Origin of the sequence: Flavobacterium sp. TMP13 (genome assembly GCF_050847115.1) — a bacterium.
Taxonomy (GTDB): Bacteria; Bacteroidota; Bacteroidia; order Flavobacteriales; family Flavobacteriaceae; genus Flavobacterium.
Genome location: NZ_CP193656.1, coordinates 1,623,877 through 1,641,456, shown reverse-complemented (window position 1 = coordinate 1,641,456; position 17,580 = coordinate 1,623,877). Strand labels below are relative to the sequence as shown.

Genomic DNA, 17,580 nt, shown 5'->3' with positions numbered 1-17,580 from the left:
TGGTGGTTTTTTTTATATATTTGCACCATGGAAAAAGAACATCAAATATTTGGAATCAGAGCGATCATTGAAGCGATTCAGGCTGGAAAAGACGTAGATAAAGTATTCATTCAGAAAGAAGCTTCTGGCGAATTGATGAAAGACTTAATGAAAGTGATGAAACGTGCAAGCGTTAATTTTTCTTATGTTCCTGTAGAAAAACTAAATCGTTTAACTCCAAATAACCATCAAGGTGCAGTAGCAACTATTTCTCCTATTGGATTTATAAGTTTAGAGGATTTAGTAGAATCTACTTTAGAAGCGAATAAAAAACCACTTTTTCTTATATTAGATCAGCTTTCGGATGCACGTAATTTTGGTGCAATCATTAGAACTGCAGAATGTACTGGGGTAAATGGAATTATCGTTCAAAAAACGGGTTCTGCACCTGTAAATGGTGATACGGTAAAAACATCAGCTGGAGCCGTATTTAATGTTCCTATCTGTAAAGTAGAACATATTAAAGATGCTGTTTTTTATTTACAGGGTTCTGGAATAAAAACTGTTGCAGCTACTGAAAGAACGGAAGACAGTATTTACGACATTGATTTAACTGAAGGAGTTGCCATTATAATGGGGTCTGAAGATCGTGGAATCAATCCTTCGGTACTTAAAATTGTAGATGAAAAAGCAAAATTACCAATGTTTGGAACAATAGGTTCTCTAAATGTTTCTGTTGCTTGTGGTGCATTTTTATATGAAGCAGTTAGACAAAGAAAATAATAGGATCAATTCTTTCATTTCATAATTGCAATAAATGTGTATTTAAAATGAAAATTATCACGAATAAAAATTTGTGAAAAATAATTCTTAAAAATAAATTAGCAAAAAGCACGAACTATAAGTTCGTGCTTTTTTATTGATTGAAATAGAGACTATAACTTTTTTTTAGTTATTTCGTAATTAGTTTGGTAATTGGAAACAAAATAGGTTTTGGGCTTCTCCTCCACTCTTAGATCTTCTTCTGGACTTGGTAGATTGGCAAAATTACCGTCTTCATCAAACTGACGCATAAAAACATCTGCCTCTGGATTGAAATCTGGCTTTTGCCATTCGTAAACGACTGCTTTTTTATATTCAGGCAACTCATAAAGCAACGACAGCGCCAAGCCTACAACAAAGCCAGAAAGATGACCTTCCCAAGAAATAGAATTGTCTATTTCCGGAAAAACATACCAAATCATTCCTCCATACAGCACGATAACCGATAATGATAAGGCAACCAATCGGTAATAGCGCGTTTGAATTCCTTTAAAAAAAATAAAACTAACCAACACATAGATTAATCCACTGGCACCAATGTGGTAACTAGTTCTACCAATTAACCATGTTAAAACTCCTGATAGTAAAATGCCAAAGACAACTACCGAAAAAGTTTGTTTGGGATAAAAATAACGAAGGGCCGCGAGCAAGACCAGAAGCGGAATCGAGTTATTGTATAAATGGTTTAAGTCGGAGTGAATAAACGGACTAAACAAAACACCTTGAAAACCAGACAACGTTCTTGGGTAAATTCCGTTATCGAAAAAATCAAAATCGAATCGAATTTGCAACCAGTACACTACCCAAAGTACGAGCACAAAAAAAAGTGGTAAGGCAATAACTGAATTGGAAAACTTAAATTGATCGTCGTTCATAATACAAACAAATGTGTCATCAAGATAACAAAAACAAGTCCAAAAAAGAAATGCGACGTATTGACAGCAGAAAACCTGATTTTGAAAAGTGACTAGCCCAGATGGAAATGGCATCCTTTTTTAGTCTTCTTTTTCGAAGACTAAAAAAGATACAATGGACAGCTGGAAAATGCTCCAAAAAAATAGTAGTTTTGTATGATGGAAGCACCACTTGCAGAACGAATTCGACCTCAAACTTTAGAAGAATACATTAGCCAATCACATTTAGTTGGACCAAACGGATCTTTGACTCAGCAAATTGCCAAAGGAATAATTCCGTCTTTAATTTTTTGGGGACCACCCGGAACTGGAAAAACGACTTTAGCGCAGATTATTGCTCAAGAGTCCAAACGACCCTTTTATATTTTGAGTGCCATTAATTCGGGTGTAAAAGACATTCGTGATGTCATTGAAAAAGCCAAACAAAGTGGCGGATTATTTACAACTAAAAATCCGATTTTATTTATAGATGAAATTCACCGCTTTAGCAAATCACAACAAGATTCGCTTTTGGCTGCGGTAGAAAAAGGTTGGATCACTTTGATTGGAGCAACGACCGAAAACCCAAGTTTTGAGGTGATTCCTGCACTATTATCACGCTGTCAAGTATATATCTTAAATGCGTTTAGCAAGTCTGATTTGGAAGCTTTGTTGCATCGTGCGATTAAAACTGACAAAGAATTAGCTTCTAAAAAAATTGAATTAAAAGAAACAGAGGCCTTACTCCGCTTGTCTGGCGGAGATGGTAGAAAATTACTTAATATTTTTGAGTTGGTCATCAACGCTTCTTCTGAAGACACAGTGGTAATTACCAACGATCGGGTATTTGAATTAGTACAGCAAAACACCGTACTGTACGATAAAACCGGCGAACAACATTATGATATTGTTTCGGCTTTTATTAAATCCATCCGTGGAAGTGACCCTAATGGGGCTGTATATTGGTTAGCGCGCATGATAGAAGGTGGTGAAGATGTGAAATTTATTGCGCGTAGAATGTTGATCTTATCAAGCGAAGATATCGGAAATGCCAACCCAACGGCTTTTATAATGGCCAATAGTACATTTCAAGCAGTAGCCATTATTGGCTATCCCGAAAGTCGCATCATTCTAAGTCAATGTGCCATTTACTTGGCTACTTCCCCAAAAAGCAATGCTTCGTATGTAGCAATTGGCACCGCACAGCAATTGGTAAAACAAACAGGAGACTTAGCCGTTCCCATTCATTTGAGAAATGCGCCAACCAAATTAATGAAAGAATTAGGATATGGAGACACTTACAAATACTCGCATGATTATGCTAATAATTTTGCTGAACAAGAATTTTTACCCGATGCTATAAAAGAAACGGTTCTTTATAATCCCGGCAACAATTCTAGAGAGAATAGCAACCGTGAATTTTTAAAGAACCGTTGGAAAGGAAAGTACAAGTATTAGTTGATCTACTAAAATTTTACTGAAATTGGCTCTGAAACCAATTTATCATCCTTATAATATTCAAAAAACCACTGGTTGTTCTTATTTATTAGTGAACCTTGAACGCCATCTTTAATTGCAATAAATGAGTCAGGTTGCGATGTTTTCATTAACTTCATGACCAGTTTTGGCGTTTTATCAATAAGTTGATAGCCCGTTTCTGTGGGCTGCGCATATAAAACATCAACACTATTTGTATTGGAGTTAATCGTACTCATAGGAACTGAACTTTCAACCGCTTTTGCACTCGTTACAGCAGTTGCTGCAATTGCTGTGGCTTGCACAGTTGTTTGCTTTTTTCCAACTTCACTCTTGTTTACCGTACCATTGTACGCATAATTTAATTCATTTACAGAAACGAAAGCGCCATCTAAAGCTTCTTTGTAAGCCGGTTCATATTCTTTGGTTTTACTTTTTCCAATTTCAGAAGTATACACTACTTTACCATAGCAATCTTTAAATTCTACGTATAATTTAGTTATTAAAAAAGCATTATCACGAACGACATTTACATTTAATAAATCGCAACGTTGCGCCGTATATTGTTGCGGTAACTCTTCGTTAGCGTAAAAAGCAGTGAAACCTGCTTTTTCAAGATTAAATTTAGTCAACGTAGCCAAACGATATTGATTATCCGTTTTAATAAAATCAAATTTTAGAGGCACAATAACGGCTTTATAATCATTGATTGATTGCGAAAAACAATAAGTTGAAAATAAAACAAACGCAAAGAGGAATTTGGTTTTCATAATTATAAATAGTTTTTAAGTTCTAATAAATGATTTATTTGTTTAATATCTTGATTTACTTGTATGCTTTTTTCGTTAAAAAAAATAGCGTGCATTCCTGCATTTATAGCGCCAAGAACGTCGGCTTCTAATGAATCTCCAATCATCAACGATGTTTCTTTATTGGCTTTCGCCGAAGAGACTGCGTAGTCAAAAATAATTGGATTGGGTTTCTTAACACCTGCCATTTCAGAATTAGTAATTGTTTCAAAATACTGTATGATTGCTGAGCTTGTCATTTTCTTGTATTGTACTTCCGCAAAACCATTTGTAATAATATGCAAGGTATACTTTGACTGCAGGTATTCTAATATTTCTATCGTTCCGTCGAAGAGATGGTTGTACAGTGGTAAATATTCAATATAATCCTTTGCCATCTGATGAATTTGTTCATCAGACATACTATAATTTATGGCATCAAAAGAATGCTTGAGCCTATTGTACCGCAATTCGTGATGTGTAATTTTATCGTTTTGATACAATTGCCAACACGCTTGATTGATTGGTACATATTTTTCGATAAAAGCAGTCGTTGAAACAGTGGGATGTGCTTCTTTAAAAATCATATCAAAAGCGAGCTCTGAGTTTTTGTCAAAATCCCAAAGTGTGTGATCTAAGTCAAAAAAGACATCTGTTATAGTATTTTTCATTTTTAAAATATTCCTTCATCTACAAAACTATAATATTTTGTTTCAGTAACGATAAGATGATCTAAAACTTTAACATCTAAACTCTCACCAGCCAACTTTAATTTTTTTGTAATGTGCTTGTCTGCTTCACTGGGAACTAAAGCACCAGATGGATGATTGTGACACAAAATTATTGCGGTTGCCCCTAATTCGAGTGCTGCTTTAAAAACCAAACGAACATCAACCATCGTTCCTGTAATACCGCCTTTGCTTTGCTGCGCTTTAGAAAGCACTTTATTGGAATTATTCAAATATAAAATCCAAAATTCCTCGTGAGGCAACTCGCCTATTATTGGTTGCATAATCTCAAAAACAACTTTGCTCGATGTGATTTTGGTAAGTTCTACAGCCTCCTCCGCTCTTCTTCTGCGTCCTAACTCTAGTGCAGCAATAATTGTGATCGCCTTTGCCTCTCCTATTCCTTTAAAACTAATTAATTGCGATAAAGATACTTTTCCTAGAGCATTCAAGTTATTAGCTACACTTGCTAAAATTCTTTTACTGAGATCGACCGCCGATTCATTTCGACTTCCAGATCCAATCAAAATAGCAATTAGCTCGGCATCGCTTAACGCACTTTTCCCTTTCAACATTAATTTCTCTCGAGGCCTATCATCTTCTGACCAGTGTGTAATGGGAAAATTTGTTTGTTCCATATTCTTGAAAAATTACAATTAAAACTTACTAATATACAAGAAAAATCTTTCAATAAAATCTGAAGTGAGCAGAAATAAAAAAGCCAATTAACGATTGCTAATTGGCTTCTAATCTAATTATTCTAAAATTATTCTATTAAACGTTTCACTTCATCAAAATCAAGTCCACCATAATTACCTGAACTCATTAGTAATAATGCCGAATTTTCTAGATTTATATTAAAAAGATAGTCTTTAAATTCACTTGGATTTGTGTAAATAACGAGGTCTTTTCTATTGAAAGCATTCGCGATCTGCTCGTAAGTCACTTCTTCTAATTGTTTTATTTTTACTGCATCTGGCGAGTAAAAAACCACTGCGGTATCTGCAAATTCCAAAGCACCTTCATACTCTTTCAAAAATTCCGCATTTAAACTACTATAGGTATGCAGTTCTAAACACGCAATAAGTGTTCGATCTGGATATTGTTCTTTTACTGCTTTTGTGGTCGCAGCTACTTTACTTGGTGAATGTGCAAAGTCTTTATAGGCGACCTTACCATGTCCTTCTGCAATTTTCTCTAATCTTTTTGAAGCGCCTTTAAAACTAGCAATGGCTTCGTAAAAATCGGCTTCATCAACACCCATATTTTGACAGATCCACTTTGCTCCAGCCAAATTATTTAGATTATGCGCACCAAATACTTCAATTGGCATTAAACCTTCGGGCGTCTCTAATAACGTTTTTCCATTTTCAACTTTATAATTGGGCGTTGAATAGGGTAATTTACGAATTGGGTTTGTAGCGGCTTCGGCCACACGTTTTACTTCTGAATCATTTTCATTATAAATTAATATTCCTCCACGGGAAATCTTTTCAATAAAAATTTCGAATTGCTCGACGTAGTTTTCGTAGGTTGGAAAAACATTAATATGATCCCAAGCAATTCCGGAAATTAAAGCAATATTAGGTTGGTATAGGTGGAATTTTGGTCTTCGATCAATCGGTGAAGACAAATACTCATCACCTTCTAAAACAATAAAATCATTTTCTTCTGTAAGATGCACCATCGTATCAAAACCTTCTAATTGTGCACCAACCATATAATCAACTTCAATAGCATGATAATGCATGACATGCAAAATCATAGAAGTAATAGTTGTTTTACCGTGCGAACCTCCAATAACAACACGCGTTTTATTTTTGGATTGTTCATATAAGAATTCAGGATATGAATATATCTTTAGACCTAATTCTTGCGCTTTCAGTAGTTCTGGATTATCAGCTTTGGCATGCATTCCTAAAATGATCGCATCCAAATCAGCGGTAATTTTATCAGGAAACCAACCCATTTCTTCAGGTAAAATTCCTTTTTTTTCTAAGCGTGATTTTGATGGTTCAAAAATAGCATCGTCACTGCCCGTTACTTTATATCCTTTATTGTGTAGCGCCAAAGCTAAATTATGCATTGCACTTCCGCCAATGGCAATAAAATGTGTCTTCATATTGTATTCGAATTGTTGGTCAATTAATTTGATATTTTCTTTTTGTATTCTTCTAAAACGATCTTGGCTTTATCTGGTTGCTCCATTTTATTCTGATATAAATCGGCTAATTTTTGATAGCAAATTTTTGTTCCTCCAACAGTAACAGCTTTTTTATACTGTTCTTCTGCCATTTTATATCTTTTAAAATATTCATCAATTCGGCCTTGTGACAAATAACCATCGACTGCAGAAATTCTTTGCAATTGATCCGAATATGCGACTGCCTTAGATTCGCTTCCGCCAACAATTGCAGGTAATTGCAGATACAATTCGATTAATGCCCAACGTGCAGGAATGTGTTTAGAATCTAACTGAATCGACTTTTCAAATGATCCTTTCACTTCATCAATCATTCCTAAAGCTTTAAATTTATTAACAGTTAGTGCTTTCATACCGAGAGCTCCACCGTATTTATAAAAATAATCAGCTTCTGATGGCTTAGTCAGCTTTAACTTTTTATAGTATACTAATGCGGTATCCCATTTTTTTTCTGCCCCCGCAATATCTCCTAAATATTCAATTGCTTTTAAATTATTTGGAGTAGTTTTTACAACACTTTCAAACGCAGTTCTCGCTGGCGCATATTGTTTCTTCTGAAAAAGCTTTTCTCCCTTTTCAAAATCAGATTGAGCCCACATACAATTGGTTACCAAAAGAAAGAATATTACAAGTTGCTTCATAGCTCAAAAATAAGTAAATAAATTGTGCTGCATTTACTTTTGGGAAATAATTGTATTTCATACTGTTTTGTACAAAAAAAAACCACCATAACAAGGTCATGGTGGTTTAAATCTTTACAGTCAAAATTAAACTATTTCACTATAGTCAATTCGTCAATAATATTTTTAGCTCCAGCGTACTTATCAATCACCCAAAGCACATAACGAATATCAACGTTAATTGTTCTTTGCAAGTTTGGATCAAAAATAACATCTCCAGCCATTGCTTCGATATTTCCATCAAATGCAATACCAACTAATTCTCCTTTGCCATTAATCACCGGTGAACCTGAGTTTCCTCCTGTAATATCATTGTCGGTTAAAAAGTTAACTGGCATATACCCTTCTTTGTCGGCATATTGACCAAAATCTTTCTTTTTATTTAATTGCAACAATCTTTTTGGCAAATCAAATTCAGCATCACCAGCTTTATACTTTTTAACCATACTTTCCATGGTTGTATAATTGTTGATTTTAACGTCATTGCGTTTGTCTTCAGGCAAGGCGCGTACTTTTCCGTAAGATAATCGTAAAGTAGAGTTAGCATCTGGATATTGAATCGTATTTAATTTTGATTCTCTTAAACCTTCTACTAATTTGCGGTAAGCAATTGCAAATCCATCATCAGATATGGCTTGGTAATCACTCTTAGCACGGTATTTTGTCAATAAATCGTTAGAAATAATATACAAAGGATCGTGTACAATTGCCAATGGTTTAGGATCTGCCATAAACGCAAGCACTTTTTCTTTAGATGTAAAATAACTTACTTCCGTTGCTTTTGCAACATCAGCTGTAAAGTTACCGTTATTCTCTGCTTTCATCTTAGCAATTTGCGCTGGCAAACCGTATTCAGTACCTTTAGAAGCATATAGATTTAATTGAGCAGCCAACACATCTTTTTCAAGCGGTGCATAAAACTCTCCATAAATATTATCGATTAATGCAGTAATCTTAGGTAGCATTTCTGCTTTTTTAGCATCGTTTTCTTTGTAGTAAGCAATCAAAGAGTTTCCTAAATTGGCTGGTCCCGTTGCATAACTTGACGTACGTAAAAGTTGCATTAAATAACTATCGTGAGCTGCTTTTACATTTGTTATTCTGTAATACTCATTAATAGTCGGAATTACGTTTTCGTACTTTTCTTTATTCGCTGGCTTCATTGCCCATTCGTAGAACTTATCTTCTTGTTCTGCTTTTGTAGCGGCTGTTCCTGCTTTCGTCAACGCATCAATCATACCTTGACGGTTTTTCCAGTAATTGGCTGTAGAAGCATATTTTGACGCATATTGCAAACGAACCGTTGCATCTTTGTCCATATACTTTTTCATTTGGTCCATTCCAGTTTTTGCACCTTCAACCCAAGCCGGATAAGCATACTTTACATTTTGCTCAATTCCGCCCGCTGGCATCCAACGATTGGTTCTACCTGGATATCCCAAAATCATAGCAAAATCATTTTCTTTAACACCTTTTAAACTTACAGGTAAGTGGTGTTTAGGTTGCAAAGGCACATTGTCTTTAGAATATTCTGCCGGATTTCCGTCTTTATCAGCATACACTCTAAACATAGAGAAATCTCCCGTTTGACGTGGCCATTCCCAGTTATCCGTATCTCCTCCAAATTTTCCAATACTTTCTGGTGGCGTTCCTACTAAACGTACATCTTTATAATCTTGGTAGACAAAATAGTAATATTCATTTCCTTGAAAAAAAGGTCGAACAGACACTACATATTTTCCGTTCTCACTGTTCTCTTTTTCGATCAAAGCCATTTCTTGCTGAATTGCTTTGTTGCGATCGGTTTCACTCATTTTATCATCCACTTTTGATAAAATTCGTTTTGAAACATCATCCATACGAACAAAGAAACGAACGTATAGTGATTTTGGCTTCATTTCTTCGGCACGACTTTTAGCCCAAAACCCATCTTTTAGATAATTTTGTTCAGCGCTAGAAAGTTCTGCAATGGCATCGTATCCACAATGGTGATTCGTTAAAACAAGACCACTTTTAGAGACCATTTCTGCTGTACAACCACCGTTAAACTGCACAATTGCATCCTTTAAACTGTGATTGTTAATGCTGTAAATTTCTTCAGCAGTCAGTTGCAAACCCATTTTTTCCATATCTCTATGGTTGAGTCTGTCTAGAAACATTAAGAACCACATTCCTTCATCGGCCCTTACAGGAAATGCCATTAGGCACATCGATACAAATAAGATTATTTTTTTCATATAATAATTGAATTAGTTTTGCGAAGATAAGTCATTTTCGAAATTACATCCACTTGAAAATCATAAATGTGTAGAAAACAGCTATAAAAAGCATGTTTTTTTACGATACTAGCAATTTAAACCTTAAAAAAAGGCGCTCTATCTCTAGAACGCCTGTATTTTGATTGGAAACTAACTTAGTCGTTAAGCATTTTCCAAAGTCTATCTTTTAATTCGGTCAGACCTTGCTGAGCCACAGATGAAATAAACATAAAAGGAACTCCTTTTAATTGTTCATCTAGTTCTGCTTTTAGCTCTACTTGCAACTCATCGTCGAGCATGTCGCATTTAGAGATTACCAACAAACGTTCTTTGTCTAACATTTCAGGATTGTACTTGGTCAATTCATTCACCAAAATATCATATTCTGTTTTAATGTCTTTGGCGTCTGCAGGAACTAAAAACAGTAAGGTAGAATTTCTTTCAATGTGACGTAAGAAATAATGACCCAATCCTTTTCCTTCGGCAGCACCTTCAATAATTCCTGGAATATCGGCAATTACAAACGATTGATAATCGCGGTAGGCTACAATTCCTAAATTAGGTTTTAAAGTCGTAAACGGATAATCAGCAATTTTTGGTTTTGCAGATGTTAATACTGAAAGCAAAGTTGATTTTCCAGCATTAGGAAAACCTACTAAACCTACATCGGCCAGTACTTTCAATTCCAAAATAATATCCATCTCTATTCCAGGTAAACCCGGTTGTGCATATCTTGGAGTTTGGTTTGTTGAACTTCTAAAATGCCAGTTTCCTAATCCACCTTTTCCTCCTCTTGACAAAATTTGACGTTCGCCATCCTCCGTAATTTCAAAAAGAATTTCTCCAGTTTCTTTATCCTTAACAACGGTTCCTAATGGTACTTCGATAAATTTATCCTCTCCATCGGCACCTGTACTTCGGTCACCACTTCCATCTCCACCATTCCCTGCTTTAATATGGCGCGCAAATTTTAAGTGAAATAATGTCCAAAGTCCTTTATTTCCAATTAAAGTTACGTGCCCACCACGTCCACCATCTCCACCATCTGGACCACCTTTCTCAATAAATTTCTCTCTATGTAAATGTGTAGAACCTTTTCCTCCTTTTCCCGAAGAAACAAATATTTTTACGTAATCTACAAAATTCCCTTCTGTCATAACTTTTTTTTATTTTGACCGAAATAAAAAGCAAATCAGCCCTTAGCTGCTTTTCTTCTTACTTTTAGTCTTCTATTCTTGTTGTCAACCTTAGCTTTTAAAATCTAGAATTCCGAGAAATTGTAGATTCTCCTCTAAATATAAAAACTATTTCTATTCTTTTTCTTTTCTTCTTTTAATCAAAACTTTGTCAATTTTAATACCATCCATATCGATAATTTCCAATTGAAAATTATTCCAATTTAACTTATCGCCTTGTTTCGGTATTCTTGATAACTCTGTCATTATCATTCCGCTGACCGTTGTAACATCATAATCGTTTATTAAATCATCCAACTCAAAATAGGTTAAAAAATCATGCAACGAATAATGTCCATCAACCAACCAAGTACCATCTTCTCTTTCTAATAACTGAAATTCTTCTTTATAAAAATCCGATACATTACCAACTAACGCTTCCAATATATCATTCAGCGTAATTATTCCTTGAAAAATGCCATACTCATCTGCTACTAAAGCATGATGTACGCCAGTTAATTTAAAACTCTCTAACGCTCTGTATGCAGTAGTATGTTCCATAATGAAAGAAGGCGTGGTCATAATTTTAGCCAAACTAAAATCTTCTTTTTCAATAGTTGCAAAAATATTTTTAAGTGTAACAATACCAACGATATCGTCAAAATTGTCTTTGTAAACGGGATAAGTAGTATGTAAATCTTCTAAAACTGCTTTTTTTACTGCGGCGGCATCCCAATCTAAAACTAGCATGTCTACCGATTTGCGGTGTGTCATTAACGAATTCACTTTTCGATCACCGATATGAAAAACGCGTTCTACAATGTCTTGCTCAATTTCCTGTACTTCGCCACCTTCTGTTCCTTCTTTTATAATGGCCTTAATTTCTTCTTCGGTTATCTTGCCGTCTGCTGAAGGTTTAATTTGTAAAACGTTCAGTAAAAAATCAGTCGAATGGGTCAATAACCAAATAAATGGCGCTGTAATTATCGAAACAAATTTCATTGGCATCGCGGATGTTTTTGCAATGGTTTCCGGAAAATTTAATCCAATTCGTTTCGGTAGCAACTCTCCCAAAACCAACGAGAAAAAAGTTAAAACAACCACGACAATTCCCACACCAATAGAATCTGCATACGGACGCAATACAGCAAATTCTCCAATAAAAACCTGCACATCGGCAGTAATTTTATCTCCACTGTAAATCCCGGTTAAAATTCCGATTAACGTAATTCCGATTTGAACAGTCGATAAAAATTTATTTGGCGAATTGGCCAGCTCTAATGCAATTTTAGCACTTTTATTTCCTTTTTTTGCTGAAGTCTCTAATCTACTTTTACGAGCAGAAATCAATGCAATTTCTGACATCGAAAAAAAGCCATTGAGCAGAATCAATAAGAAAATAATAAATAGTGCCATATATTTTGAAAAAGAGTTACACTTTACGTTAAACAACAAAAGATTTGTTAGCCAACAAACCCTTTTTAATTTAAAAAAAACCACTAAGAAATTAAGTTTCATTGAACGTCAATCGCCTCAATTTCTTAGCGGAAAATTATTTTGTGCAGTTTGAATTGTATGGTGATTAAACCTCAAACTGTTTCTATTTATTTGAATTACAAACTATCAATCACAGCGCCTAAACGCTCAGTAATTTCTGCGACAGAACCAATTCCGTTTACAGCGTAAAACTTATCCTGCTCTTTATAATAACCCATTAATGGTGCAGTTTTCTCGTTGTATTCTTGGTATCTGTTGCGAATTTTTTCCTCGTCTTGATCGTCTGGTCTTCCGCTAGTTTTTCCTCTTTCTAACAAACGCGCTACTAAAATTTCATCATTAGCTTCTAATGCAACGGTTGCGGTGATTTTTTCTCCTTTAGAAACTAAAAAAGCATCTAGTGCTTCTGCTTGCGCAATTGTTCTTGGAAAACCATCAAATAAAAATCCTGCTGAATCTTGATTACTTTCTACTTCACTTTGCAACATCTGGATCGTTACTTCATCTGGAACTAAGTCGCCTTTATCCATATAGGTTTTGGCTAATTTCCCTAGTTCGGTTTCATTTTTAATATTATATCTAAAAATATCTCCGGTTGAAAGATGTGTTAGATTGTATTTTCCTTTTAAAAATTCAGCTTGAGTTCCTTTTCCTGCTCCAGGTTTTCCAAATAAAACAATGTTGATCATAATGTAATTTAAAAGTTGAAACATTTAAAAATGAAAAGTTGTATTTTTCTTTCTAAAATATTTCTAGTTGTGTAGTTATGTATTTATAGTTTCAGTTAATTCTTTTTACTCTTGAACCTGATAAACTTCGGGCAAGTTGCGTCCCAAACCATCGTAGTCTAAACCGTAGCCAACAATAAATTTATTTGGAATTCTAATTCCAACATAATCTATTGTAATGTCTTTTTTGTACGCTTCAGGTTTAAAAAAAAGAGTGGCAATTTTCAAGCTTTTCAAGTTTTGATTGGCAAACATTTCTTTTAATGTTACCAATGTGTTTCCAGTGTCAATGATATCTTCTAAAATCACTACTGTTCGCCCAGTTAAATCTTCGTTAATCCCAATAAGTTCTTTCACTTCATTGGTCGTCTCCGTCCCTTCGTATGAGTTTAATTTCACAAAAGAAACTTCGCACGGATAACTGTATTTTTTCACAAAATCAGCAACCACCATAAAAGAGCCATTAAGTACTCCGATGAAAATTGGAGTTTCATTAGCTGTATCTGCTTCTACTTTTACCACCATTTTTGCAATTGCAATTTCAATTTCTTTAGCAGAAATAAACGGAACAAATTGTTTATCGTGAAGTTGGATCATTAATTCTTACTTTTTAAATAAGCTGCAAAGATACAGAATTACAAATAAAACTAAACGTGAAAATATAAGGCTGATTTATTATTTTGAAAAAGTTAAATATCACTTAATTTTTACAAATATTTCCTATAAAATTCTTTTAAATTAGGTAAATTGTTGTGCTATAAATTTAATCTGAAATTGAAATGAAAACCATAACCAAAGTATTTTCTACATCCCTAATACTTCTTTTGACGGCCTGCAACGGACAAGTAAAAGAAGCAACCAAAGAAAAGTTGGCACAGCAGCCAGAAGTTACAGTAAAAACAGCGGTTGGCGACTTGGTATTGCCGCCGCCCTATGCCACAGAATCTGTTGCAAAAGGCAGCCGAATGGTCAATTGGCCTGAAGGCAAACTGCCGCAAGCACCCGAAGGTTTTACGGTTTCTAAATTTGCTGACGGATTAGAAAACCCGCGTTGGACCTACATTGCTCCCAATGCTGATATTTTTGTAGTGGAAAGCGGAACGAGAACTTCAAAAAACCAGATCACGGTTTTTAGAGATGCCAACAAAGATGGAACATTTGAAACGCGAAATGTTTTTATTTCGAACCTCAACAAACCATTTGGTATGTTAGTGCTGAAAGACTTTTTTTACATTGCAGACACCGATGGCTTGTACCGTTATCCGTATAAAAATAATCCGCTAAAATTAGAAACTAAAGGCGAAAAAATTCTTGATCTTCCTGCGGGAGGTTACAACAACCACTGGACAAGAAATATAATTGCCAATACCGAAGGGACAAAAATTTACATATCGGTTGGATCAGGCAGTAATGTTGGCGAAAATGGCATGAAAGAAGAAATTCGTCGTGCCAATATCTTAGAAATTAATCCTGATGGAACGGGTGAAAAAATTTATGCCGCTGGCTTAAGAAACCCAGTGGGAATGGATTTTAATCCAGTTAATGGCGAACTCTGGACAGCAGTTAATGAAAGAGACGAATTGGGAGACAACTTGGTACCCGATTATATTACTAGCGTAAAAAGAGATGGGTTTTATGGATGGCCATATTCGTATTACGGAAATATTTTGGATCCTAGATTGAAGGGCGAAGGCAAAGATTTAGCTGCAAAAGCGATTATTCCAGATGTTTCTGTTGGAGCACATACTGCTTCGCTAGGCTTGACTTTCTACAACAAAGATGCTTTTCCTTCAAAATACAAAAACGGAATTTTTGTAGGCCAACACGGCTCTTGGAATCGCGCGAATATTGCAGGATATAAGGTGGTATTTGTTCCGTTTGCTGACGGAAATCCGTCTGGTAAGCCCGAAGATTTTTTGACTGGTTTTATAGCTGATCAATCTAAAGCAGAAGTTTACGGTCGTCCTGTTGCGGTTACCGTTATGAATGACGGTTCACTATTGGTAAATGACGATACCGGGAATGTTATCTGGAAAGTAACAGCAAACAAATAGACTATCTATAAATTTTTTAAACACATAGAAACATATTTTTTTAGGCAAGCAGACGTGAATTCAATTTTAAATGCAACACGAAGAAATGTGGCTCCAAAATTTTGAAATAAAGTTCTGTAGCGCAATTCAAATTCCTATGTTTCTATGTGTTTAATAATTTCACTCAACGGATTATGATTCCAAAAAAATACTACTTTCTTAATTTTTTGCTCTTGTGTTTTGTAAATATAAGTGCTCAAAATAAAAGCAGCAAAAAAATTGACACGCTTACAACAGAAAAGCTGCAAGAAGTAATTATCAGTCCGCTGCACATTAATACTAAATTACAAAATGCACCCGCATCTATCGGAATTTTATCTCAAGCCGATTTAGCACAAAACAACAGCACAGATATTAGTACAGTGCTAAATATCATTCCTGGCGTGTTCATGCAATCAGCAAATTTTACGACAAGCCGAATTTCAATTCGAGGTATTGGTGCGAGAACACCTTATGGAACCAATAAAATCAGGGCTTTTTACGGAAGTATTCCGTTGACTTCTGGCAATAGTGAAACAGTTATCGATGATATTGATTTGGAAACTTTAAACCAAATTGAAATTATAAAAGGACCATTGTCTAGCGTTTACGGCGCTGGTTTAGGCGGAGCAATTTTAATTTCTCCGAAGTTGTCAACTACCATTGGTCAAAGCGCCAGCATCAGCACCGTTGTTGGTTCCAATAGTTTATTGAAGAATACGTTCAACTATAATTTAAACAAAGAAAAAGCAAGTGTAAATTTAAGCTACCATAAGCTAGAAACAGACGGTTGGCGAGAAAATAGCGCCTACAATAGAGAAGGAATAACCTTAGCCGTTGAGTTGCTAAAAAAAGCAAATAGCAAACTGACTTATTTTTCAAATTACACGTATTTAAAAGCTTTCATTCCGAGTTCAATTAGCAAAGATTTGTTCGAAAATAATCCAAAATCTGGAGCAGCTACTTGGGTTGCTTCCAAAGGATATAAAGAATACAAATCGACATTGGCAGGATTGGCTTATGATTTTCAACTCAACGATAATTTACAAAATTCAACTTCAATTTTCGTCAATTACAAAGACAACAACGAAGCCAGACCTTTTGACATTTTAAAACAATATACGTTTGCAAGTGGTGCACGAACACAATTTTCAGGAAAGTTTAAGATTAAAAATGTTGCCAATCATTTTATAACTGGCATCGAATATTTTCAAGATACCTACAAAGGCAATACTTTCGAAAACTTATACAAGCAAAATAACAATCAAGGCAGTTTACAAGGCAATTCACTTACCGAAACAGGTCAAAAAAGGCAGTTTTACAATGTGTTTTCGCAAATTAGAACTTTACTTGCTGAGCAATTTGAAGTGCAAGCAGGAATAAATTACAATGCGACACAATTTGAAATAGAAAATTACAATTTAAAATCAACTGAAAAATACAGTTACGGCGGTATTTTTTCGCCACAATTGTCATTGTTATTCAACCCAAGTACCGAACGAACCATTTATTTATCGGCAAGCCGCGGTTTTTCATTACCAGCAACCGAGGAAACGCTCAGCAGTACAGGGACTATCAATACAGGCATCAAACCCGAGAATGGCTATAATTTTGAAATGGGCGGAAAATTCTACTTTTTTAGTAGAAAATTGTACACAGAGGTTAGTTTGTATCGCATGGAAATTAAAGATTTATTAGTTGCCAAACGTGTAGGCGATGATCAATATGTTGGTGCCAATGCGGGCAAAACATTGCACGAAGGTGTCGAAATATTAGCCAATTACAATTGGAAAATAAATTCCTTTTTGGACATTCAATCGCATGTATCTGCTTCAGTAGGCAATTATAAATTTAAAGAATTCGATGACAATGGAACTGATTTTTCTGGAAATAAATTAACTGGAGTTCCTGCAAGCAAAGCGAATGTTGGTGTGCTCATTAATACCACTTTAGGCATTTACCTGAGTGGCGATTTTCAGTACATTGATGATATTCCGCTAAATGACGCTAATTCAGTTTACGCAAATTCGTATCGTGTACTAAACGTAAAAACAGGTTATCGTTTTGAAATCCTTCCAAAGTGGAATGCGCACCTTGCAGCGGGCGTAAATAACGCAACCAACGAAAAGTACGCAACTTTAATTCTGCCTAATGCTGTTGCTTTCGGGAAGGCGTTGCCGCGATATTACTATCCTGGTTTGCCTGTAAATTATTATGGTTCCGTTGCTTTAAATTACTTATTTTAGACGATCAAAATCAACCAAATAATACAGTCTGAATT

At 35.1% G+C, this 17,580-nt stretch carries 15 protein-coding genes; 4 read left to right on the top strand and 11 right to left on the bottom strand.

Annotation, left to right across the window (positions count from 1 at the left end; genetic code table 11):
• The first annotated feature begins 27 nt into the window (after nt 1-27).
• On the top strand, nt 28-762 hold the full coding sequence (gene rlmB, locus ACRASX_RS07115; RefSeq protein ID WP_066313202.1) for a 23S rRNA (guanosine(2251)-2'-O)-methyltransferase RlmB: 735 nt from the start codon (nt 28-30) through the stop codon (nt 760-762).
• Nucleotides 763-914: 152 nt separating this feature from the next.
• On the opposite strand, the gene ACRASX_RS07110 is transcribed toward rlmB, so the two are convergent.
• Nucleotides 915-1,676, bottom strand: a complete 762-nt coding sequence (locus ACRASX_RS07110) for a rhomboid family intramembrane serine protease (protein ID WP_432222901.1) — start codon at nt 1,674-1,676, stop codon at nt 915-917.
• Nucleotides 1,677-1,874: 198 nt separating this feature from the next.
• Here ACRASX_RS07110 and ACRASX_RS07105 point away from each other — a divergent pair, with 198 nt between their 5' ends.
• Nucleotides 1,875-3,152 carry a replication-associated recombination protein A gene (locus ACRASX_RS07105; protein WP_432223075.1) on the top strand — a complete coding sequence of 426 codons (1,278 nt, stop codon included), beginning with the start codon at nt 1,875-1,877 and terminating at the stop codon, nt 3,150-3,152.
• An 8-nt stretch (nt 3,153-3,160) separates the two neighbouring features.
• On the opposite strand, the gene ACRASX_RS07100 is transcribed toward ACRASX_RS07105, so the two are convergent.
• The 10 genes from ACRASX_RS07100 to hpt all read right to left on the bottom strand — a co-directional run bounded on the left by ACRASX_RS07100 (nt 3,161) and on the right by hpt (nt 13,824).
• The gene (locus tag ACRASX_RS07100; protein WP_432222900.1) at nt 3,161-3,940 is read right to left on the bottom strand and encodes a hypothetical protein; all 780 of its coding nucleotides are present in this window, start codon (nt 3,938-3,940) and stop codon (nt 3,161-3,163) included.
• 2 nt (nt 3,941-3,942) lie between these two features.
• Nucleotides 3,943-4,629 carry a YjjG family noncanonical pyrimidine nucleotidase gene (locus ACRASX_RS07095; RefSeq protein ID WP_432222899.1) on the bottom strand — a complete coding sequence of 229 codons (687 nt, stop codon included), beginning with the start codon at nt 4,627-4,629 and terminating at the stop codon, nt 3,943-3,945.
• 2 nt (nt 4,630-4,631) lie between these two features.
• On the bottom strand, nt 4,632-5,324 hold the full coding sequence (gene radC / locus ACRASX_RS07090) for a RadC family protein (RefSeq protein WP_432222898.1): 693 nt from the start codon (nt 5,322-5,324) through the stop codon (nt 4,632-4,634).
• A gap of 128 nt (nt 5,325-5,452) precedes the next feature.
• The gene (locus tag ACRASX_RS07085; protein ID WP_432222897.1) at nt 5,453-6,808 is read right to left on the bottom strand and encodes a UDP-N-acetylmuramate--L-alanine ligase; all 1,356 of its coding nucleotides are present in this window, start codon (nt 6,806-6,808) and stop codon (nt 5,453-5,455) included.
• A gap of 23 nt (nt 6,809-6,831) precedes the next feature.
• Entirely contained in the window at nt 6,832-7,530 is a 699-nt protein-coding gene (locus ACRASX_RS07080; protein ID WP_432222896.1) for a tetratricopeptide repeat protein, read from the bottom strand.
• Between the two features lie 131 nt (nt 7,531-7,661).
• Complete coding sequence (locus tag ACRASX_RS07075) at nt 7,662-9,806, bottom strand: S46 family peptidase (RefSeq protein ID WP_432222895.1); 2,145 nt, start codon at nt 9,804-9,806, stop codon at nt 7,662-7,664.
• A 176-nt stretch (nt 9,807-9,982) separates the two neighbouring features.
• Complete coding sequence (obgE, locus tag ACRASX_RS07070; protein WP_066313175.1) at nt 9,983-10,984, bottom strand: GTPase ObgE; 1,002 nt, start codon at nt 10,982-10,984, stop codon at nt 9,983-9,985.
• A 153-nt stretch (nt 10,985-11,137) separates the two neighbouring features.
• On the bottom strand, nt 11,138-12,418 hold the full coding sequence (locus ACRASX_RS07065; protein WP_432222894.1) for a hemolysin family protein: 1,281 nt from the start codon (nt 12,416-12,418) through the stop codon (nt 11,138-11,140).
• A gap of 197 nt (nt 12,419-12,615) precedes the next feature.
• A complete protein-coding gene (locus tag ACRASX_RS07060) occupies nt 12,616-13,188 on the bottom strand; it encodes an adenylate kinase (protein WP_432222893.1) in 573 nt (190 codons plus the stop codon).
• A 105-nt stretch (nt 13,189-13,293) separates the two neighbouring features.
• A complete protein-coding gene (gene hpt / locus ACRASX_RS07055) occupies nt 13,294-13,824 on the bottom strand; it encodes a hypoxanthine phosphoribosyltransferase (RefSeq protein ID WP_066313172.1) in 531 nt (176 codons plus the stop codon).
• Between the two features lie 182 nt (nt 13,825-14,006).
• On the opposite strand from hpt, the gene ACRASX_RS07050 reads away from it, so the two are divergent.
• Nucleotides 14,007-15,281, top strand: a complete 1,275-nt coding sequence (locus ACRASX_RS07050; protein ID WP_432222892.1) for a PQQ-dependent sugar dehydrogenase — start codon at nt 14,007-14,009, stop codon at nt 15,279-15,281.
• 173 nt (nt 15,282-15,454) lie between these two features.
• Nucleotides 15,455-17,545, top strand: a complete 2,091-nt coding sequence (locus ACRASX_RS07045; protein ID WP_432222891.1) for a TonB-dependent receptor — start codon at nt 15,455-15,457, stop codon at nt 17,543-17,545.
• Nucleotides 17,546-17,580: the final 35 nt, after the last annotated feature.